Origin of the sequence: Vibrio sp. S457-15 (assembly GCF_000960545.1) — a bacterium.
GTDB lineage: Bacteria > Pseudomonadota > Gammaproteobacteria > Enterobacterales > Vibrionaceae > Vibrio > Vibrio parahaemolyticus.
Window position 1 is genome coordinate 35,172 of the sequence record NZ_JYOQ01000177.1, and the last position, 20,290, is coordinate 55,461.

20 protein-coding genes are annotated in these 20,290 nt (G+C 47.7%); 13 read left to right on the top strand and 7 right to left on the bottom strand.

Annotated features, from left to right (window positions below; translation table 11 throughout):
• Nucleotides 1–3 precede the first annotated feature (3 nt).
• Entirely contained in the window at nucleotides 4–615 is a 612-nt protein-coding gene (locus UF05_RS19760; RefSeq protein WP_005394384.1) for a bifunctional 4-hydroxy-2-oxoglutarate aldolase/2-dehydro-3-deoxy-phosphogluconate aldolase, read from the top strand.
• A gap of 105 nt (nucleotides 616–720) precedes the next feature.
• Here UF05_RS19760 and xapA read toward each other — a convergent pair whose 3' ends face one another.
• A complete protein-coding gene (xapA, locus tag UF05_RS19765) occupies nucleotides 721–1,545 on the bottom strand; it encodes a xanthosine phosphorylase (protein WP_021822698.1) in 825 nt (274 codons plus the stop codon).
• 121 nt (nucleotides 1,546–1,666) lie between these two features.
• On the opposite strand from xapA, the gene UF05_RS19770 reads away from it, so the two are divergent.
• The gene (locus UF05_RS19770) at nucleotides 1,667–2,572 is read left to right on the top strand and encodes a LysR family transcriptional regulator (protein ID WP_029847680.1); all 906 of its coding nucleotides are present in this window, start codon (nucleotides 1,667–1,669) and stop codon (nucleotides 2,570–2,572) included.
• 81 nt (nucleotides 2,573–2,653) lie between these two features.
• Here the strand turns inward: UF05_RS19770 and gorA are convergent, their stop codons facing one another.
• Together gorA and UF05_RS19780 are read right to left on the bottom strand one after the other, a co-directional pair.
• Nucleotides 2,654–4,009 (bottom strand): glutathione-disulfide reductase, encoded by a 1,356-nt coding sequence (gene gorA, locus UF05_RS19775; protein WP_005478739.1) that lies wholly within the window; start codon nucleotides 4,007–4,009, stop codon nucleotides 2,654–2,656.
• Nucleotides 4,010–4,268: 259 nt separating this feature from the next.
• Nucleotides 4,269–5,108, bottom strand: a complete 840-nt coding sequence (locus UF05_RS19780) for a 23S rRNA (adenine(2030)-N(6))-methyltransferase RlmJ (RefSeq protein ID WP_005478729.1) — start codon at nucleotides 5,106–5,108, stop codon at nucleotides 4,269–4,271.
• A 399-nt stretch (nucleotides 5,109–5,507) separates the two neighbouring features.
• Between UF05_RS19780 and prlC the strand changes: the two genes are divergently transcribed.
• A complete protein-coding gene (prlC, locus tag UF05_RS19785; protein WP_025441126.1) occupies nucleotides 5,508–7,550 on the top strand; it encodes an oligopeptidase A in 2,043 nt (680 codons plus the stop codon).
• Between the two features lie 66 nt (nucleotides 7,551–7,616).
• Here prlC and asnC read toward each other — a convergent pair whose 3' ends face one another.
• Nucleotides 7,617–8,081, bottom strand: coding sequence for a transcriptional regulator AsnC (gene asnC / locus UF05_RS19790; RefSeq protein WP_005465258.1), 465 nt, complete (start codon nucleotides 8,079–8,081; stop codon nucleotides 7,617–7,619).
• Nucleotides 8,082–8,194: 113 nt separating this feature from the next.
• Here asnC and UF05_RS19795 point away from each other — a divergent pair, with 113 nt between their 5' ends.
• From UF05_RS19795 to UF05_RS19805, 3 genes are all read left to right on the top strand, one after another.
• Complete coding sequence (locus UF05_RS19795; RefSeq protein ID WP_005496646.1) at nucleotides 8,195–11,335, top strand: EAL domain-containing protein; 3,141 nt, start codon at nucleotides 8,195–8,197, stop codon at nucleotides 11,333–11,335.
• 89 nt (nucleotides 11,336–11,424) lie between these two features.
• Nucleotides 11,425–12,204 (top strand): class I SAM-dependent methyltransferase, encoded by a 780-nt coding sequence (locus UF05_RS19800; protein ID WP_025502333.1) that lies wholly within the window; start codon nucleotides 11,425–11,427, stop codon nucleotides 12,202–12,204.
• Nucleotides 12,205–12,390: 186 nt separating this feature from the next.
• On the top strand, nucleotides 12,391–12,963 hold the full coding sequence (locus UF05_RS19805) for a hypothetical protein (RefSeq protein WP_020904396.1): 573 nt from the start codon (nucleotides 12,391–12,393) through the stop codon (nucleotides 12,961–12,963).
• A gap of 71 nt (nucleotides 12,964–13,034) precedes the next feature.
• On the opposite strand, the gene UF05_RS19810 is transcribed toward UF05_RS19805, so the two are convergent.
• Together UF05_RS19810 and uspA are read right to left on the bottom strand one after the other, a co-directional pair.
• Nucleotides 13,035–13,913, bottom strand: a complete 879-nt coding sequence (locus UF05_RS19810) for a carboxylate/amino acid/amine transporter (protein ID WP_005467602.1) — start codon at nucleotides 13,911–13,913, stop codon at nucleotides 13,035–13,037.
• 64 nt (nucleotides 13,914–13,977) lie between these two features.
• Entirely contained in the window at nucleotides 13,978–14,403 is a 426-nt protein-coding gene (uspA, locus tag UF05_RS19815; RefSeq protein ID WP_005467601.1) for a universal stress protein UspA, read from the bottom strand.
• Nucleotides 14,404–14,630: 227 nt separating this feature from the next.
• Between uspA and ftnA the strand changes: the two genes are divergently transcribed.
• The 3 genes from ftnA (at nucleotide 14,631) to UF05_RS19830 (ending at nucleotide 16,924) form a co-directional block, all read left to right on the top strand.
• On the top strand, nucleotides 14,631–15,158 hold the full coding sequence (gene ftnA, locus UF05_RS19820) for a non-heme ferritin (protein ID WP_005467599.1): 528 nt from the start codon (nucleotides 14,631–14,633) through the stop codon (nucleotides 15,156–15,158).
• A gap of 90 nt (nucleotides 15,159–15,248) precedes the next feature.
• Nucleotides 15,249–15,572, top strand: coding sequence for a universal stress protein UspB (uspB, locus tag UF05_RS19825; RefSeq protein ID WP_005394407.1), 324 nt, complete (start codon nucleotides 15,249–15,251; stop codon nucleotides 15,570–15,572).
• Nucleotides 15,573–15,730: 158 nt separating this feature from the next.
• On the top strand, nucleotides 15,731–16,924 hold the full coding sequence (locus UF05_RS19830; RefSeq protein ID WP_005478661.1) for an NAD(P)/FAD-dependent oxidoreductase: 1,194 nt from the start codon (nucleotides 15,731–15,733) through the stop codon (nucleotides 16,922–16,924).
• Nucleotides 16,925–17,009: 85 nt separating this feature from the next.
• On the opposite strand, the gene UF05_RS19835 is transcribed toward UF05_RS19830, so the two are convergent.
• Entirely contained in the window at nucleotides 17,010–18,353 is a 1,344-nt protein-coding gene (locus UF05_RS19835) for a sigma-54 interaction domain-containing protein (protein ID WP_029856642.1), read from the bottom strand.
• A gap of 433 nt (nucleotides 18,354–18,786) precedes the next feature.
• On the opposite strand from UF05_RS19835, the gene UF05_RS19840 reads away from it, so the two are divergent.
• The 4 genes from UF05_RS19840 (at nucleotide 18,787) to UF05_RS19855 (ending at nucleotide 20,289) form a co-directional block, all read left to right on the top strand.
• Nucleotides 18,787–19,338 (top strand): BON domain-containing protein, encoded by a 552-nt coding sequence (locus UF05_RS19840; RefSeq protein WP_005496656.1) that lies wholly within the window; start codon nucleotides 18,787–18,789, stop codon nucleotides 19,336–19,338.
• A gap of 45 nt (nucleotides 19,339–19,383) precedes the next feature.
• On the top strand, nucleotides 19,384–19,560 hold the full coding sequence (locus tag UF05_RS25165; protein WP_045544773.1) for a DUF1328 family protein: 177 nt from the start codon (nucleotides 19,384–19,386) through the stop codon (nucleotides 19,558–19,560).
• 8 nt (nucleotides 19,561–19,568) lie between these two features.
• Nucleotides 19,569–19,766 carry a hypothetical protein gene (locus UF05_RS19850; RefSeq protein ID WP_005466987.1) on the top strand — a complete coding sequence of 66 codons (198 nt, stop codon included), beginning with the start codon at nucleotides 19,569–19,571 and terminating at the stop codon, nucleotides 19,764–19,766.
• 91 nt (nucleotides 19,767–19,857) lie between these two features.
• Nucleotides 19,858–20,289, top strand: a complete 432-nt coding sequence (locus tag UF05_RS19855) for a hemerythrin domain-containing protein (RefSeq protein WP_005466989.1) — start codon at nucleotides 19,858–19,860, stop codon at nucleotides 20,287–20,289.
• The last annotated feature ends 1 nt before the right edge of the window (nucleotide 20,290 follow it).

Consider the following 20,290-nt stretch of genomic DNA (forward strand, 5'->3'; position numbering starts at 1 on the left):
CCCATGACAACACTTGAACAACGATTAAGAGAAATCAAAATCGTCCCAGTTATCGCAATCAACGACGTAGCACACGCTCTGCCACTGGCAAAAGTGTTGGTAGAAAACGGTTTACCATGTGCTGAAGTAACATTCCGCACAGAAGCGGCGGCGGAGTCGATTCGCATCATGCGTGAAGCGTACCCAGAGCTGTTGATTGGCGCGGGCACCGTTCTGACCACAGAACAAGTGGATATCGCGATCGAAGCGGGCGTGGACTTTATCGTTAGCCCAGGTTTCAACCCAACCACAGTGAAATACTGTCAGCAACGTGGCGTGACTATCGTACCAGGTGTAAACAACCCAAGCTTGGTTGAGCAAGCGATGGAAATGGGTCTGCGTACGTTGAAGTTCTTCCCTGCTGAGCCATCAGGCGGTGTAAACATGCTGAAAGCACTGACGGCGGTTTACCCAGTGGAATTCATGCCAACAGGTGGCGTAAGCCCATCCAATGTGGAAGATTACCTAGCGCTGAAATCGGTTGTAGCTTGTGGCGGTACGTGGATGGTGCCAACCGCAATGATGGACAACGGCGATTGGGAAGGTATTGCTGAATTGGTTCGCGCAGTTAAGTAAAACGCACAAACGGCTCCGAAATACCCCCGAACGTTAGAAAAAGTGATACGAAAAAGGGTCATCAAGTTACTTGATGACCCTTTTGCTTTTGGGAATGAAACGGCTTTAGAAGTGATGCTTCATAAAGCGCTTAATGAAGCGAATGAAATCTGCTTCGGCTAGCTTCGCGCACTTCAATGTTTGAGCGTGAGACAATTCTACATCTCCCAAGCCTTCTGCCATGTTGGTGATCGCACACACTGCCAATACGGGTAAGCCGCAATGCGCCGCAGAAATCACTTCTGGCACGACCGACATGCCCACGACATCACCACCGATGATTTGCATCATGCGGATTTCGGCTGCGGTCTCAAAGTTGGGGCCTGTGTAAGAGACAAACACGCCTTCATTCAGGTGAATGCCATTGGCTTTTCCGACTTCAAACGCTTCTGCGCGCAGGTCTTTGTCGTACGCATTGGCGAGGCTGAAGAATCTCGGGCCGTACTCTTCATCATTCGGACCGATCATTGGCGATTCAGGCATGGTGTTGATGTGGTCATGAAATACCACCAGAGAACCGACATCAATACGCTCAGGGCGAAGGGAGCCTGCCGCGTTGGTGACGAGCAAAAACTCACAGCCCAGCTTTTTAAAGGTGCGCACGGGCGTGGTCATGACCTTCATTGAGCCGTGTTCGTAGTAGTGACCGCGACCTTTCATGCACACTACGTCTACGCCGCCCATGGTACCAAGTACCAACTCACCAGAGTGGCCTTGCACGGTGCTAACCGGAAAGCCTTCGAGCTCTTCGTATGGAATGACCACTTTGTCTTGTAGTTCGTCTGCCAATACGCCTAAGCCTGAGCCTAAAATAAACGCCGCTTTAGGTTGGAAGTTTGGTTTGCGTTCACGAATGGTTTGTAGCGCGTCGATTACTGGATCGTGATTCATGTTAGTCACCTTCTGGTTGTGTGTTGATTCCATTGTGTGACTTTCTGCGCTGGTTATCTTTGCTTTATTCGTTACTATCATCCTTAAAAAGAGGATGATGAAATTCGCTAGGACTCAATGCATGAAGTCAGAACCATTTGAGCGCGTGACGCTGAAGATGCTGCGTTACTTTTACGAGGTCGCACAAACCAAGCATTTCACTAAGGCCGCCGAGAACCTCAATATCACCAATTCGCCGTTGAGCAATCGCATCAAAGAGTTGGAAGAAGAGCTTAACGTCAAACTGTTTGAACGTGATTCAAGAAACGTCATGCTGACGGAGGCCGGGCGATTGTTGGAGTCCAAATGCCAACTGATTTTTCAGACCTTGGATGTCTCGCTCAATCAAGTGCAGCAAGTGGGCTTGAACCAGAGAAACATTTTGCGAGTTGGTGTGGTAAGTAGCGCATTTTGGGGCGGATTTGATCGTCTGTTACAGCGCTTCCATGCTGAGCATGACACTTATCACGCCGACATTTTTGACCTTAACCCAGAGACGCAAAAGAAGCATCTGAGTGAGAAGAAAATCGACGTGGGCATTGTGCGTTTTGCCGATGCACTCAACATTTATCCGTATCAGTCGGTATCTTTGGGCAAAGATGTGTTTGTGGTGGCGGTGTCGGAGCAACATGAGTTAGCCAGCAAATCTTTGCTGCGGCTCCAAGATTTAAAGGCGTGTGAGTTTGCGTTTATGAGTTTGGCGAATTCTGCCTCGGCAAACTTCATCATCAATGCCTGTCTGCAAGAAGGCTTTTCACCCCATATTGGCAAACAAGTGGTGGAGCCAAGCACCTTGATGGCATATGTAGCAAACAGCAATACCGTGACGTTGGTGCCGTCGACGTTTTCTCAGCATCATTGGCATGGGATTCGTTTTATCAAGCTGAAAGAGTCACTGCGTGCAGACTTATGTCTGATTCATGACGGTAAGCAGGAGAGTGCTATCAAAGCCGAGTTTATTCGCACGTTATTGGAGAATGCGAGTTAAGCATGAGCAAACAAAAAAAGGTCATCCTAAGATGACCTTTTCAAATGATTCGCTGAAATCAGCAATGCGATTAGCGCGCAATTAACGCATCGTTACAAACTCTTCAGAGCCCGTTGGGTGGATAGCCACAACCGAGTCGAAGTCTGCTTTGGTTGCGCCCATCTTCATTGCTACGCCGAAGCCTTGGATCATTTCATCTACCGTGAAACCGATGCCGTGTAGACCAACAACCGTTTCTTCTTCGCCCGCACATACAAGCTTCATCTTACATGGTTGACGGTGCTTAGTAACGGCGGTGTACATCGCCGTAAAGCCAGATGTGTAGACTTTGATGTTGTCTTTGCCGTACTTCTCTTCCGCTTCTTGCGTTGTAAGACCGATAGTGCCGATTGGTGGATGGCTAAATACCACAGTTGGTACCAAATCGTAGTCCATCTTCGCGTTTGGTTTGTTGTTGAACAAACGCTCAGAAAGTTGACGACCCGCTTTCACTGCTACTGGTGTTAGCTCGATACCGCCTTCCATGATGTCACCCACACAGTAGATGCCTTTCACGTTGGTTTCTTGGTATTCGTCTACCTTAATGTAGCCTTTTTCGTTCGTTGCAACGCCGGTTGACGCTAGGTTGATTGCGTCTGTTGCTGGGTGACGACCGATTGCCCAAATCAGTTGGTCAACGTTTTGGCTCTCACCGTTTTCTAGGTGCAGAGTTAGGCTGCCATCGGCTTCTTTTACCACTTCTTTTGGTACAGAATGGGTATGCAGTGTTGGGCCTTCTGCTTCCATTACTTCAACCAACGTATCGATGATCATAGGATCGAAGCTACGCAGTGGTGACTCTTTACGTACGAACAGGTGCGTTTCTGTACCTAGTGCGTGCAGTACGCCAGCAATTTCAACTGCGATGTAGCCTGCGCCCACAACCGCAACGCGTTTTGGTTGCTCTGCTAGGTCGAAGAAGCCGTTTGAATCGATGCCGTATTCAGCGCCTGGAATGTTTGGAATAGTAGGACGACCACCAACCGCGATCAGAATGTGATCCGCAGTATAATGTTCACCGTTTACTTCTACGGTTTTCTCGTCAACAAACTTAGCAAAGCCTTTAATCACGTTTACTTTATTGTTGCCAAGAACGCGATCGTAAGATTGGTGAATACGACCAATGTACGCCTGACGGCTCTCAACCAGTTTGCTCCAGTCGAAACCTTTCACGTCGACATCAAAACCGTAATCTTCTGCGTACAGGTTCATTGCTTCTGCGATTTGTGCGCCGTGCCACATCACTTTCTTCGGTACACAACCTACGTTTACACAGGTACCGCCGAGATCTTGAGCTTCGATTAGCGCAACTTTCGCGCCGTACATCGCCGCACGGTTTGCAGATGCGATGCCGCCACTGCCGCCACCGATACAGATATAGTCAAAATGAGTCGCCATTACTTTCTCCAAGAGCTTATAAATTTTATCTGGTACATAGATAGATTGGGATGACCTTGCCTGAACTCAATGCCACCGTTATCCCACTATCATAAATCGAATGTAACGAATTCCTAAATGGGAAAAAGTGACATTGCTTATGACAAATAGCGATGAGAGGTATAAAAAGAAGAATAAGCGCGATCAGACGGCGGGTTTGAGAGCATAAAAAAGCGCAACGAGAATGTCGTTGCGCTGAGAGGTTTTGGTGCAGAAGTGCTTACTCTGGCACAATCCAGTCCACTTTCCAGTGGCCGGTGGCTGGTGCGATCGCGTCTTGCAGGAATGGCAGAATCTCTTTCATCTGGCTTTCCAGTTTCCACGGTGGGTTAATCACAATCATGCCGGATGCCGTCATGCCGCGCTCGTTGGTATCGGGTGCGACACCCAATTCGATTTGCAGAATCTTGCGAATGCCGAGGCTCTCTAGACCTTCAATCATGTCTTCGATGTCGTGACGGTTTACCACTGGGTACCAAATCGCGTAGATGCCCGTTGCCCAACGTTTGTGGCTTTGGTAAATCGCTTGCACCACATCGCGGTACTCTTTAGCTAGCTCGTATGGCGGGTCAATCAGTACCAAGCCACGACGTTCTTGCGGTGGTAGGCTGCCTTTTAGACGCTTAAAGCCATCTTCTTTGTAGATGCTCACTTGGCGGTCGCGATGGAATTCTTGCTCCAGCAATGGATGATCGGCTGGGTGCAGCTCTGTCAGCACCATGCGGTCTTGTGGGCGGATTTGCGCACGCGCCACACGCGGTGAGCCTGGGTAGTAACGCAGCTTATCGCCGTTGTTGAGTGCTTTGATGGCATCGATGTAGCTTTTGATGTCTTCAGGAATATTTGGGTTATCCCAAATACGCGCGATGCCTTGTTTGTATTCGCCCGTTTTCTCAGACCATTCGTGAGTCAGATCGTAACGGCCCACACCCGAGTGGGTATCGTGATAAACGAATGGCTTATCTTTTTGTTTCAGCGCATCAAGAATGAGGCTTTGAACGATGTGTTTGACCACGTCGGCATGGTTGCCAGCGTGGAAGCTGTGGCGGTAACTTAACAAATTAAACTCTCGAAACACTCTTTGGCTGAGTGTGGTCTGTGATTTCAGATACAATAAATTTTCGGTGTGTTGAGGGCATTATACCCAACATCCTTGCAGATGCAGAATCTCCGTTTGATTTTGCGCGACTTAAAATGCACTCACTATTGAAATCTCTTTAAGTCACCCATACTTACTAAACATATTGAACCTAAGTGGGATCGCAGTGCTCCAATAGAGTGCTCTGCCACTTAGGCAGAATAAGACTCAAGGACAGAGCAAGCTCTCGTTGATCATCCGGTCATCGCAGCATAGAGAAAGGGAACGGAGCTCCCCCAATCCATGTTGTCGGCTTACTTGTGCATTGGGTCCGCCTATTTTATGGGCAGTCATAGAGCCAAAACACAAAAGGAATTATTCATGTCTAATCCACTTCTAACGTTTACGGACCTACCTCCGTTTTCGCAAATCAAACCAGAACACATTAAACCTGCTGTCGAGCAGGCGATTGCAGATTGTCGCGCCAAAGTTGAAGAGGTGCTAAAAGACAACACCAACCCAACTTGGGAAAATGTGATTGCTCCTCTAGAAGAAATTGATGACCGTCTGAGCCGCATTTGGTCGCCAGTTGGTCACATGAACTCTGTGGTGAACAGCGAAGCTCTGCGTGAAGCGTACGAAAGCTGCCTACCAATTTTGTCGGAATACGGCACTTGGGTTGGTCAGCACAAAGGCCTGTACGAAGCGTACAAAACCATCAAAGCGAGCGAAGAATTTGCAACGCTAACGCGTGCCCAGCAGAAAACCATCACCGATGCGCTACGTGACTTCGAATTGTCGGGCATCGGCTTGCCATCAGACGAGCAGCACCGTTACGGCGAGATCAGCAAACGCATGTCTGAGCTGAGCTCTAAATTCTCCAACAATGTGCTGGATGCCACCATGGGTTGGACCAAGCACATCACGGATGAGAAAGACCTCGCGGGTATGCCAGAATCGGCGTTGGCAGCAGCGAAAGCTGCCGCAGAAGCAAAAGAGCTCGATGGCTACCTGATCACGCTGGATATCCCATCTTACCTACCAGTCATGACGTACTGCGACAACCAAGAGTTGCGTAAAGAAGTGTACGAAGCGTACGTGACGCGCGCTTCTGATCGTGGTCCAAACGCAGGCAAATGGGACAACTCAGAAATCATTACTGAGCAGCTAAAACTGCGTCATGAAATCGCACGTATGCTGGGCTTCAACACCTTCAGTGAGAAGTCGTTGGCGACGAAAATGGCAGAAACTCCGGCTCAAGTGCTTGGCTTCCTAAATGACTTAGCGACACGTGCGAAACCGCAGGGTGAGCGCGAAATTGAAGAGTTGCGTCAGTTTACTAAGGGCGAATTTGGCGTTGAAGAGCTGAACGTGTGGGATATCGCTTACTACAGCGAGAAGCAAAAACAGCACTTGTTCCAAATCTCGGACGAAGAGCTGCGCCCATACTTCCCAGAGTCAAAAGTCGTGAGCGGTCTGTTTGAAGTGCTAAACCGCGTGTTTGGCATGACCGTTACTGAGCGTGAAGGCGTAGACACTTGGCACGAATCTGTGCGTTTCTTCGACATCTTTGACGCTGAAGGCACACTCCGTGGCAGCTTCTACCTAGATCTCTACGCTCGTGAACACAAACGTGGCGGCGCGTGGATGGATGACTGTCGTGGTCGTCGTATTACGCTATCTGGCGAACTGCAAACGCCGGTTGCGTACCTAACCTGTAACTTCAACCGTCCAGTGGGTGACAAGCCAGCACTGTTTACGCACGATGAAGTTGTGACACTTTTCCATGAATTTGGTCACGGCATCCACCACATGCTGACGCAGGTAGAAACAGGCGCGGTATCAGGCATTAATGGCGTACCTTGGGATGCGGTTGAGCTACCAAGTCAGTTCTTAGAAAACTGGTGTTGGGAAGAAGACGCGCTGGCGTTCATTTCTGGTCACTACGAAACGGGCGAGCCGCTACCCAAAGTGATGCTAGACAAAATGCTCGCGGCGAAAAACTTCCAATCTGCGATGGGGATTTTGCGTCAGCTAGAATTCGGTTTGTTCGACTTCACGCTTCACACCGAATATGACCCAGAAGTGGGTGCGCGTGTGCTGGAAACCTTGGCAGAAGTGAAAGAGAAAGTGGCGGTCGTTCCAGCGGTTGAGTGGGCGCGTTTCTCACACAGCTTCGGTCACATCTTCGCTGGTGGTTACAGCGCGGGTTACTACAGCTACCTATGGGCAGAAGTGTTGTCGTCAGACGCATTCTCTCGTTTTGAAGAAGAAGGTATCTTCAACAAAGAGACGGGTCAAAGCTTCCTGAACAACATTCTAGAAATGGGTGGCAGTGAAGAGCCAATGGAGCTGTTTAAGCGCTTCCGTGGTCGTGAACCACAAATCGATGCACTGCTGCGCCATTCGGGTATTGCGGCGTAAATTGAGCAAAAAACACCAAGGCCAACCGTTCGGTTGGCCTTTTTTGTACATTTTTTATAAAAAATTTTACGGATTCACGTTGCGGTTGATCGGGTTTTGCAACGATATCAATGTCTCCGTGGACTGAACCTCATCAATGGCTTGCAGCTTATCAATCAGCACAAATTGCAGTTCTTCAATCGATTTGCACATCAATTTGACGAATATGTTATACGCGCCTGTGGTGTAGTAAGCTTCCACTACCTCATCGAGAGCATTGAGTTTTTCTAACGCGGAATGGTAGTCACGCGCCGCGTTAAGGTTAATACCAATAAAGCAACACACATCGTAGCCGAGCTTCTTGGTATTTACGATCACCTCCGTACCCTCGATTATGTCAGCCGATTTCATTTTCTCGATACGCACATGAATGGTGGCAGGGCTGACATCGAACTGCTTAGCCATTTCGGCGTAAGGCGTTCTGGCGTCTGCCATTAGTGTTTTTAAGATTGCGCGGTCAAGGTCGTCGAGTTTCGGCAGGCTCGCATTCATACTATTATTTCCGTTGGGTATGAGAGTTACGTCTCTTTTATACTCACAGCGGACACGATTCACAAGGTTTGGCAGGGGTAACTGCGGGTTAACTCCGATGCTATGGAGAGAATGTGCAGCGTTTTCTGATTTTGGTCGCCTTATTCTGGAGTGCATGTGCCTGGAGTGAACTGACACTTGCTCAAGAGCCGAAGGTGCTTGTCGTCCATTCTTATCACCAAGGATTCTTTTGGACGGATTCCATTCAGCGCGGGATCGATCAACAACTCGATGACCGCGAGATGGACATGCGCGTCTTATACTTGGATTCCAAGCGCAACCAGAGCGAGCAGTTTTTTACCCAGCTCGAATCACTCTATCGCACCAAGTTGAGCGATGAGCGTTTTGATGCCATTTTGGTGACGGACAACAATGCATTGGAATTGATGCAACACTTGGCGCCGTTGATCAAAGACACGCCAGTGATTTTCTGTGGCATCAACAATTACCGTCCTTCCTTTCATCAATCACTTAACGCAACCGGCGTGATTGAGAACGTCGATTTAGAAGCGAACTTAGCGCTGATCGAGCGTTTGCATCCAGACAACAAGCAGATTTACATCATCAGTGACCATTCGGTGACTGGTGCAATACTTCGCGACGAGATTGACGATTTTATCCAACAACATGACCGTTATCGCAACAAGATCACTCAACTTGTCCCTGACAATGTCGAAGCATTGAAGAAAAAAATCGCTCAACTCAATAAAGAAAATGTGGTGCTGTTTTGGACTTACTACCGCGACAAAGATGGTGTGGTCGGCAGCGAGCGTGACTGGATTCAGATCAACAAGGCCTCCAACGCGCCATTGTTTATGGTGCACGATGTAGGATTGGGTCATGGCGCGGTGGGCGGCGTGATTCAAAGCGGTTATCGCCAAGGTGTTGAAGCGGCTAGATTACTAGAACAGGTGCTCGACCACCCACAAGAACCATTACCTCCGGTGGTGAATGGCGATTCTGAAATCAAGCTCGATTACCAAGCGGTCGTGCGCTGGGGGTTGGGCGCAGAGCAAGAATCCTCGGCGGTCTTTTTTAATAAGCCGATGGAATTTTCGGAGCGTTTCGCCAAAGAAATTCGCTTGTTTGGCAGTTTGTTCGTGTTGATGCTGGTGGCTATTTTGCTACTGAGCTACTACTTGCAACGCATTCGTCGCAGCGAGACAGCTGCTCGTGAAAGCCAGGCGATTTTAGAGTCCATTTTTGACCAAAGTATGCAGTACATGGGGATTTTGGATAAACATGGTTTGCTTAAATCTGGCAACGATCGTCTGCAATCTTTGCTCTATCATCAGGAATTACGCTTAGATAAGCCACTTTGGTTACATCAAAACTGGAGTGAGCAAGCACGCCACGCGATCGCCGATTATTTTGATGCACCGCAGCAACAAGTTTCGACATTTGAAGCCGAAATCTGGAGCAAAGAGCACGGCTCTATGGTGCTCGAAATTTCCTTAAAGCCATTTTCCCAGCAGGTGGGCAAACAAAAGCAGTATCTGTTTGAGGCGCGTGATATCACCAGCCGTAAGTTGATGGAAGATAAGCTCTATCAGCGTGAGTCGAGCTTGCGTAATTACTACGAGCAGCAGCCCGTGATGATGGTGACGCTCGACAGTCATAACCGCATCCAAGAAGTGAACCGATTCGCGCAACTGTTATTGGGCTACGAGCCGATTGAGATGCTCGGCCATCGCCTGCGAGAGTTCTATCTTGATGACAAAGCGCTGTTCCCACGCCAGGTGTTGTTGCAACCGAGTCATCAAGTTCATGATGTATGGCGACGTGAAATCGAGTATCGCCATGCTGACGGGCACAGTGTTTGGGTACGCGAAAACATTCGACCGCTCAACGATTCCGATCAGTTGCTGATTGTGGGTGAAGACATTTCAGAGACCAAGCTTTTGGCTGAGAAGTTAGAGTATCAGGCGCGTTATGACTTATTGACGGGGACATACAACCGCAACCACTTTGAGTTGGAGTTGAAAACTGCGCTGCGTGAAGTGGATAGCCACCGCCGAGTGCATGCGATGTTGTACCTCGATCTCGACCAGTTGAAAGTGCTTAATGACACCGTTGGGCACGATGCGGGCGATGCCGCGATTCAATTTTGCGCCAGCATGTTGGAAGAGGTGCTGCCATACAATTCCGTGCTTGCGCGAATGGGCGGCGATGAATTCGCGGTGCTACTGAAAGATTGCGATGAGTATGGCGCAATCAATATTGCGAAGGTGATTATCTCGACATTGGGCGAGCACCTGTTTATCTGGGAAGATACACGCTTATTCATCAGTTGCTCGGTCGGCATTCGTATCATCGATCACACGGCAGAAACGCCGCAAATGGTGCACGCGCAAGCAGATTCGGCGTGCCATGCGGCGAAAGAGCAGGGGCGTAACCGTTACAATCTGTTCAGCTTAGATAATGAAGAGTTGCAGCGTCGCCAGATGGAAATGCAGAGCGTCAACTTGGTGCACGAGGCGTTGTCCAATCAGCGCTTGGAGCTGTTTGCTCAACGAGTGATGAATTTGCAGTCGCCAGAGTCGCTGATGTATTTCGAGATTTTGGTGCGTATTCGTGACGCGCAGGGTAACTACGTCTCTCCGGCGATTTTCATTCCCGCCTCCGAGCGTTATAACATTGCGCATTGGATTGATAAGCAGGTGATCAACCAAGCGCTTGAATGGTTTGAACAGCGACCAGACGTAGTGGAAAAGTTGGGGCGTTGCTCGATTAACCTTTCTGGTCAATCCATGGGGAATCAGGAATTTATCGATTTTCTCTTCGAACGATTGAAAAACTCGACCATGCCGTGCGAAAAAATCTGTTTAGAAATCACAGAGACGGCGGCCATGGGCAATTTAGATCAAGCCATCGACTTTTTCACCAGAGCCAAATCGCTCGGCTGTATGATTGCGCTGGACGATTTTGGTTCGGGCTTGTCGTCTTTTGGTTACTTGAAGAAACTTCCTGTAGATATCGTGAAAATTGATGGTCTTTTCGTGCGAGATATCGACGTGAATGAAATGGACCGAGTGATGGTTCGCTCCATTAACGATTTGGCGAAGCAGCTTGGCAAAGTTACGGTGGCGGAATTTGTCGAAAACGAACAAGTCATGCAGCACTTGATCGACCTTGGTGTGGATTACGGGCAAGGTTATGGCATTGGTCACCCGAAACCGTTGGCTGAACTGGTCGAGAATCTCTCTTCGCTTTAACCTTGGCATCTCGCCGCCAATCTAGCTTTTAGAGGTAACTTGGGTATACACTCAGCGCCAGTTACCTCGATTTTTATTGGAGCCTCCTTTTGCAACTGCAATTGATCTGTGAAGACCCGTCTCAACAATCTCATCTCGACGAACTGGCTGCGCGTTGGCAGCTTTCTCACACTGACGAGAGCGACTTTGCTTTGGTGCTGACTGCGGAGCGTTTAGAGCTGCGTAAAGTCGATGAGCCTAAGCTCGGTGCGATTTTTGTCGATTTGATTGGTGGCGCGGTGGGTCATCGCCGTAAATTCGGTGGCGGTAAAGGGCAAGCGATCGCAAAAGCCGCAGGCTTGAACAAAGGTGCGACCCCAACCGTGTTAGACGGCACGGCAGGCCTTGGTCGCGATGCGTTTGTGCTCGCATCGCTAGGTTGTAAAGTGCAGATGGTCGAGCGTCACCCAGTCGTGGCGGCCTTGTTGGATGACGGTTTGGCTCGCGCGAAACAAGACCCAGAAATCGGCTCGTGGGTATCTGAGCGTATGTCGCTGATTCATGCCTCCAGCCATGACGCGCTGGATCAACTGGCGCAAGACAGCGAGTTTGTGAAACCGGATGTGGTGTATCTCGACCCGATGTACCCACACCCAGAAAACAAAAAGAAATCCGCGTTGGTGAAAAAAGAGATGCGCGTCTTCCAATCTTTGGTGGGAGCGGATTTGGATGCCGATGGATTGCTCGAACCTGCTCTGGCCTTGGCAACGAAACGCGTGGTGGTTAAGCGCCCGGACTACGCGAATTGGCTGAACGAGCAAAAGCCAAGTATGGCGATTGAAACCAAAAAGAACCGTTTCGACGTCTACGTCAAAGCCTCGATGGCATAACCTCCTGACTCGCAAAAACTTCTCGTCACAGCATTGAACCAAGTGCTGTGACGCTGCCATTCTTTCCTGCACACTATTGATAGTTTTCACTTGCTAATTCGACACTCTGACTGTATATCTAACTAAGAATTATTATTATTTCACTTGTTGTGATGCTGTCGATAATTGGGAAGCTGGAGTAGTCGAATGTCTAAACGCTTATGTAAGATGAACCGCAAACAAATTGCGGCCAACTTGGGTGACATTCACCGTTTGGTCGTCGCACCTAAGTTCGTTTGTCGCTCTTGTGCACGCTCTTCCGCTTCTAAAGACTCATTGTGTAAGCCTGCCGCAATTCCTCCACAAAAATGCCAAGACAAGCCGTTAAACGAGCAACAAGCATGCGGTCTGTTAGCTGAAGCGCTGCCTGCACAATCCATCTCCGTCACGCCAAAACACAGCGCAGAAAAGGCGGCGATCGTGAAACGTGTGGTCGAGCGAGTGAAAGAGAAGAAACAAGCTGCGAAAGTGGTGACACCAGTGTCGATGGCGGCTCCTGCACTGTTTGATTTGGCCGATAAAAAAGCGCTTAAGAAAGCGAAAAAGGCACTGAAAAAACACTACAAACAGCAGAAAAAGCTGCTAAAAGTGGCAAAAAAGCAGCAGAAGTTGCTCAAGCGTCAACGCAAACTGGAAGCCCGCAATGCGAAGTTGGAAGTGTTGTTACCAACGCCGCCGAATGCGTTGATGGGCGCAAGCTCGCAAGCCAAAGTGCATTAATTGAATTAAAAAAAACGCTCTCCAGTTGGAGAGCGTTTTTTATTGATGGAATATGTGTTGAGAAAGGCGCGCTACTTATTGGCGTAGCTCATTTCAACGCGTTTTTTCACCCACGTTTCGTTAATCCATAGCGATAGCATGATGATCGCGCCGCCAATCGCGAGGCGCACGATGTCGACGTCTCGGTTCCAAATTACGATGTTCACAATCAGGCCTGCTGGCACTAACGCGTTGTTCATTACCGCTAACGCGCCGGCATTCACTAAGGTTGCCCCTTTGTTCCACGCAAAGTAACCAAAGCCTGATGCAATCAAACCAAGGTAGGTCAAAATGCCCCATTGGGTTGCGGTGGTTGGCAGTTTGTCGAGGTTGCCCATGAGCGCGAAAGCCACGGTTGCTACACAAAGCGCACCCAAGTAGAAGTAACCAAACACGGTGTGCTGTGGTAAATCGACGGGCTCACTTTCCATGATGTATTTGTAGCCCACCTGACCGATGGCAAAACAGAGGTTTGCCCCTTGTACGACCAAAAAGCCCATTAGGAAGTTTTCGTTAATGCCAGCGAATTTGATCCATGCCGCACCCGCGACTGCGATCAGCGCAGTGACTAAATACCAAGGCGAAAAACGACCTTTCAGGAAGTCGTAAATCAGCGTTACATAAATCGGTGTGAATACAGTGAACAGCAACACTTCTGGAACAGAAAGGAGTAAGAAAGACTGGTAGTAGAAGCAGTACATCAAACCGAGCTGAAAGCCGCCGACGATCATCAGTTTCGCGATCAGAGATTTGCTTACGCCGCGGAATTTAAGGAAAGGAATGAATACAACGCTGGCCAGTGCCACACGCATGAACACGGAGAACCAAGAATCAACCTGACCAGCAAGGTAAACGCCGATCAGGCTGAATGAAAATGCCCAAAGCAGGGTAACTGCGGATAGATAAGCCATAGATGAGAATCTTTATCAACAACAAATGTGCCCGCAGTCTAACCAAGTTTTAACGTCGCGCCAATCAGTCTTTTAGCGGTACGACCAGCATATCGACTGGTGAACAGTTAATCAGTTGACGAGTTGAAGAGAGAATCTTGCTCCAGAAATCTTGGTGATGACCACAAACCACTAAATCGATACTGTAATCTTTGATGGTGTCGCACAACTCGTTACTTAAATCACCACTGCCGACTAAAGTATGAGTGATTGGGTATTGAGCGTACTCCGCAAAGTTTGCCAATTGGGTACGAGACGCTTCCATCGCTTGATGTTGCGCTTCTGCCATGTTGATATCGATAAGCCCGGTGTAGAGCTCTGCGTAATTCACGTCGATGTGAATAAAAGAGACTTTCGCATCCAGAGGTTTAGCCAGTGATACGGCTTTCTTAATCAACACTTTACTGTCGTCTGAAAGGTCGACTGCCACAAGTATGTGTTTGTAACTCATATTGCTATCTCCTTGTAAGGTCGTATACCTAAGCAACCTCGAACTGACCTCAGTGCCAAGGCCCTGACTTCGATATTTATGAAGTCACTTGGGTATAGTTTCAGATTAGCACTAACCCTTGAGAAATTTTGCCGAAGTGATCTCATATCATTATTGTAGGTACAAAGTCTTGTCTCAGTAATCATGTTATAGTGGTGTAAAACGCATGCACATAAATAGGAGTTAACATGCTGTCTCAAACTATGGTCGAACAATTGAATGAGCAAATTAACCTAGAATTTTTCTCATCCAATCTATACTTACAAATGAGTGCTTGGTGTGAAGACAAAGGTTTTGAAGGTGCGGCTGAATTTTTACGTGCACACGCCGTAGAAGAGATGGAGCACATGCAACGCCTGTTCACGTATGTGAGTGAAACTGGCTCAATGCCTATCCTAGGCGCGATTGAAGCACCAAAACATGATTTCGCAAGCCTAGGTGATGTTTTCCGTGAAACCTACGAACATGAGCAAATGATCACGGAAAAAATCAATAAATTGGCGCATGTTGCATTTACAAGCCAAGATTACTCAACGTTTAACTTCCTACAGTGGTACGTGTCAGAACAGCACGAAGAAGAGAAGTTGTTTAAAGGGATTTTAGATAAGATCGAATTGGTTGGTGAGGACGGCAAAGCGTTGTTCTTCATCGACAAAGATCTAGCTCAAATGGCGAAAGAAGGTTCATCTTCAATCATGGGTGCTCCAGCTGCGTAAAGCGTTCTCGACGCGATAAGTAGCGGTTAAAAGACGAAGCATTGATCGTCTTTTTCTCTTGAGCATTGTTGAAGATGTAGGGAGGAAAAGATGATCAGTGGAGACACAATCTTATTTGCGCTAATGGTAGTAACGGGGGTCAATATGATCCGTTATCTCACCGCTCTTCGTTCTCTTATTTACATCATGCGTGAAGCGCACCCATTGTTGTATCAACAAGTGGATGGCAATGGTTTCTTCACCACTCACGGTAACGTCACCAAACAGGTGCGTTTGTTCCACTACATAAAAAGCAAAGAGTATCACCATCACCATGATGAGATATTCACAGGTAAGTGTGAACGGGTGCGTGAGTTGTTTGTGCTATCAACCGCGTTGCTTGGTGTTACCCTACTGGCGGCCTTCATCTTGTAGGTCTTTCCAGCTAAGCCTTACTAGGCGATGCTTGGAATTTAAGCGCTTTTCCCTTTCGACATTTGTCGGTAGAATGGCGCTCTTAGAAAGCAAGGATGTGCAAATAAGCACATCCTTTTTTATTGTTTTGGATTTTGGATAGAGCCTAAGAGCGACCGATGAGTAAGAAATTTGATGTTGTTGTAATTGGCGCGGGAGCCGCGGGTTTGATGTGTGCTGCAGAAGCAGGCAAGCGCGGACGCAGTGTGCTTGTGCTGGATCATGCCAAAAAGCCAGGACGTAAAATCCTTATCTCTGGTGGTGGCCGCTGCAACTTCACCAACTACGACGTATCAGCCAGCAACTACCTATGCCAAAACCCACACTTCGTGAAATCGGCGCTGTCGCAATACACCAACTGGGATTTCATCTCTATGGTCAGCAAACACGGCATCGAGTTTGAAGAGCGCGACCACGGCCAATTGTTTTGTGTCGATGCCTTTACCGCCAAAGACATCGTGAAGATGCTGCTGGCCGAGTGTGACATGCCAAACATTCAACAGCGTTACCAATGCGATGTGCACACCATTGAGAAAACCGAAGAAGGCTTTCGTCTGCACGCGGGTACTGAGCCCGTTGAGTGCGAATCTTTGGTGGTTGCGACCGGTGGCCTTTCCATGCCAAAACTGGGCGCGACGCCGTTTGGTTACAAAGTGGCTGAGCAGTTTGGTCTGCCGGTAATCCCAACCACGGCGGGACTTGTGCCATTTACGCTGCACAAAGAAGACAAAGAAGATTTTGCTGAACTGTCTGGCATTGCGGTGCCTGCGGAAATTACCGCCGAAGATGGCACCATGTTCAAAGAAGCGCTGTTGTTTACTCACCGCGGCTTATCGGGCCCTTCGGTTTTGCAAATTTCCTCTTTTTGGAAAGCGGGTCAGAAAGTTTCCATCAACTTAGTTCCTAACGAAGACATCGCTCTGCTGCTCGAGCGCAGCCTTGAGAAACATCCAAATCAATCGCTAAAGAATACCTTAGCAAAAGTACTGCCAAAGCGTTTAGTGGAAGTGCTGATTGAACGTAAAGAGCTGATGGACAAACCTCTCAAGCAGTTCAACCCGAAAGAGCTTGCTAGCGTGGTAGAGCGTTTAGAAAACTGGTCAATCGCACCTAATGGCACTGAAGGCTACCGCACGGCGGAAGTGACTTTGGGTGGTGTAGATACCGATCACCTGTCTTCTAAAACCATGGAATGTAAAAACATCAAAGGCCTGTACTTCATCGGAGAAGTGATGGACGTTACCGGTTGGTTAGGTGGCTATAACTTCCAATGGTGCTGGTCGAGTGGCTTTGTGGCAGGTCAGTGGGTGTAATCCAGCGCTGCACGCAAAGATAGAAAGAGACGATGAAAAAGAGCACTGAATTCAATTCAGTGCTCTTTTGCTATTTGCGGTGTGTTTACTCGTCTTGATACTTTTCGAGCTTGTTGTACAGCGTTTTAACGCTGATACCCAGCTCCTGAGCCGATTCCGTTTTGTTGCCTTGATTCTCTTCAAGCGTATTGAGAATAGCGGCTTTTTCCAGCTCTTCTAACGATACGCCAGCAGGCACCATATCTTCTAATCGGGTGCCAGTTTCTAGTGGCGGCGTATCGAAAATCAGATGCTCATCTTTAATGGTATCGTCGGCGAGAATGAACGCACGCTCGATGGTGTGCTTGAGTTCTCGAACGTTGCCAGGCCAATCGTGCATGGCGATTTTTTGGATTGCCGAGTCGAGAATCGTCTTCGTTTGGGATTCGTTAGCGTTGCGGTGCGCAATAAAGTGTTTGGCTAATCCGACGATGTCTCCGCCGCGTTCGCGCAATGGTGGAACGGTTAGCGGGAAGTGCGATAGCCTGAAAAATAGGTCTTCACGTAGAAATTGTTCTTCGATCGCGACTTTAGGATCGCGGTTGGTCGCCGCGACGATGCGGGTATTGGCGATGTGGACGGTATTACTGCCCACTGGGCGGTATTCGCCAGTTTCTAGCACACGTAGCAGTTTCACTTGATGCTCGATCGGCATCTCCGTAATTTCATCCAAAAACAGCGTGCCGCCTTCCGCTTGCTTAAATACCCCTTGGTGAGTTTTGTTCGCGCCAGTAAATGCGCCTTTTTCGTGGCCAAACAGTTCGCTATCGACCAGTTCTGGGCTAATGGCACCACAGTTGATGGCAATAAAAGGTTGCTGCTTGCGCTCGCTGGCGAGATGGATGGTTTGTGCCACAAGCTCTTTACCTGAGCCACTTTCACCAACAATCAATACGTTGGCTTCGGTTTTTGCGACACGGCGGATCATGCGGTACAGCTGGTGCATCGGAGAAGATGAGCCAACTAGCAAACCAAACTGATCCAAATCGCTGGTGGCGACTTTACGTCCTTGCTCCTGCTTGTGTTGATAATACTGGCTCACTTCGGTCAGCGTATCAGACAGGATGGTGAGATCGACGGGTTTTCTGTAGTGAAAAATGGCACCTAGGTTCATCAGTTTATCGAGGTTCTCGTTAGGCGCGCCTGAACTGATGATGATTAAGTCCATGTCGTAAATGGCTTCGATATCGGAAAGTCGCTGGTAATCAGCGTGAGTGAAATGTGCCACTTCGACAATCGCGACATCCGGTTGAACGTCGACGAAGTGATCAATCCAATCATCGTCCGTTTCTGTGTCATACAAACGGAACTTATGTAATTCCTGACAAGAAGCGATAGCCTCTTTGAGGGCGGGGTCTTGTATTCTTAGAAACAGGCTTGGCAGTGACATAGAAATGTCCTCTTCACTATAACAGAAACAATGTACGTGTATTATTTAAGCTGTACAAGACAAAATATTGTCAAAGTCTGTTTAAAATCTGGTTGGTTATTAATATAGTGAGATCAACAGCAAGCTATATATCTACATCGTTTTTCTTTCCTTATTTGTTGTGTGGAATTTTAATCCTTAGAAATTAATCTCTCTTGATGGTTTTTGCGTACAAAAATAAACGAAAGGATGAGATGTTATTTCTTCTCTATTTATCTTTTCTTCTTCAATGATTAAAAATTACATTTCTTCTGTGTAAATTATTCACGAATGGTTTTTCTCTCATCTTAAATATAACGGCTGTTTTTAAATAAACGCTTTAAAAATAGTTACTTATAAATTTGGCACATGCTTTGCTCTATTAGAACTGCAACGTCAATATAGGAGAATTACCATGAATAACATCGCAGCTAAAATTGTACTTACTTCAGTTCTTGCAACGTCATCTACCGCAGTATTAGCCAGTGATAAATGGGAAAAAGAATCCATGGACGCTTGGCTAGATGGTAAAGCAGAAACCACCTTACTGCTTAACAGCAATCTGAACTCTTTTGATATCAACACTGATGTTGAAAATCAGGTGGTTACGCTGACAGGTTCGGTCAATAACGATTTGGAAAAGTCGCTGGCAGAAGAGTTGGTTTCAGGCCTTGATGGTGTGAAAAAAGTAAATAACGAGCTAACGGTAGTGAGTGAAAATAAACAAGATGCCGATTCTGATGCATTTGCTGCATTAACGGATTCAAAAATTACTACTATTGTGAAAACTCGTTTACTGATGGATACCAGCGTTAGTGGTACAGACATTGATGTCACCACAGAAAATAAAACCGTAACCTTAACCGGTAAAGTGAACTCAGATGCCGAGCATGATCTGGCATTATCGATTGCAAATAATACCAACGATGTAAATAAGGTTGTCGATAAGCTTGAAGTTGTTCAGTAATAACTAATATTGAGCTTTCACTTTAAAAAATAAGGAGACAACACCATGGTTCGTTGGATGTTTATTTTCCTTGCTTTGGCTCTCGTTTCAGCGGTGCTCGGATTTAGTGGTATTGCCGGTGCCGCCGCAGCTGTCGCGCAAGTGATATTTTATCTGTTCCTGTTGTCATTAATTGTATCAATAATATTTGTGATACTTGGAAAGAAAAACGTAAATAGATAGGAGTTAGCATGCGAGTTACGTCATTTATTTATCGTATCGCCGCAGTATTTGGTTTGGTATTTGCTTTAGCGGCGTGTAGTGATGAAGGGCCAATGGAAAAAGCGGGCAAAAAATTGGATGAGACTGCGGAAGAAGCGCAAAACGCCATTGAAGATGGTTGTGAAAACCTTAAAGAGAATCTGAACGCGGAAGACAAAGATTGTTAAGCGTTCACCTCATCCATCAACAGCAAAAAAGGGCGGCGTGATAACCGCCCTTTGTTTTACCAACTATTCTTAATCCGATAAGGAGTCAGAGATGAAGAACATATTCGATGTGCTAAAAGAAAGTCATGAAAAACAGCGCCTTTTGCTGGATGCACTGATGGAAACATCCGGAGATTCCCCAACTCGTCGAGAGTTTTATCGTGACCTAAAGCACGAGCTTGAGCAACATGCCGCCGCTGAAGAGCGTTACTTTTACGCACCGCTGATTGAGAGCGATAAGACGATCGATATGACACGTCACGGTATTGCCGAGCACCACGCCATCGACAAAGTGATCGCTCAGTTGGATGACACCGCGTGGAGCTCGCCCGCTTGGCTTACGCACATGAAAACACTGCGCCACAAGGTACTGCACCATCTGGAAGAGGAAGAGCAACGCTTTTTCCAAATGGCAGGCAAGGTGATGTCCGATAAACAAAAACAGCAGTTGGCCAATGACTATATCGAAGAGATGGCCAGCTAAG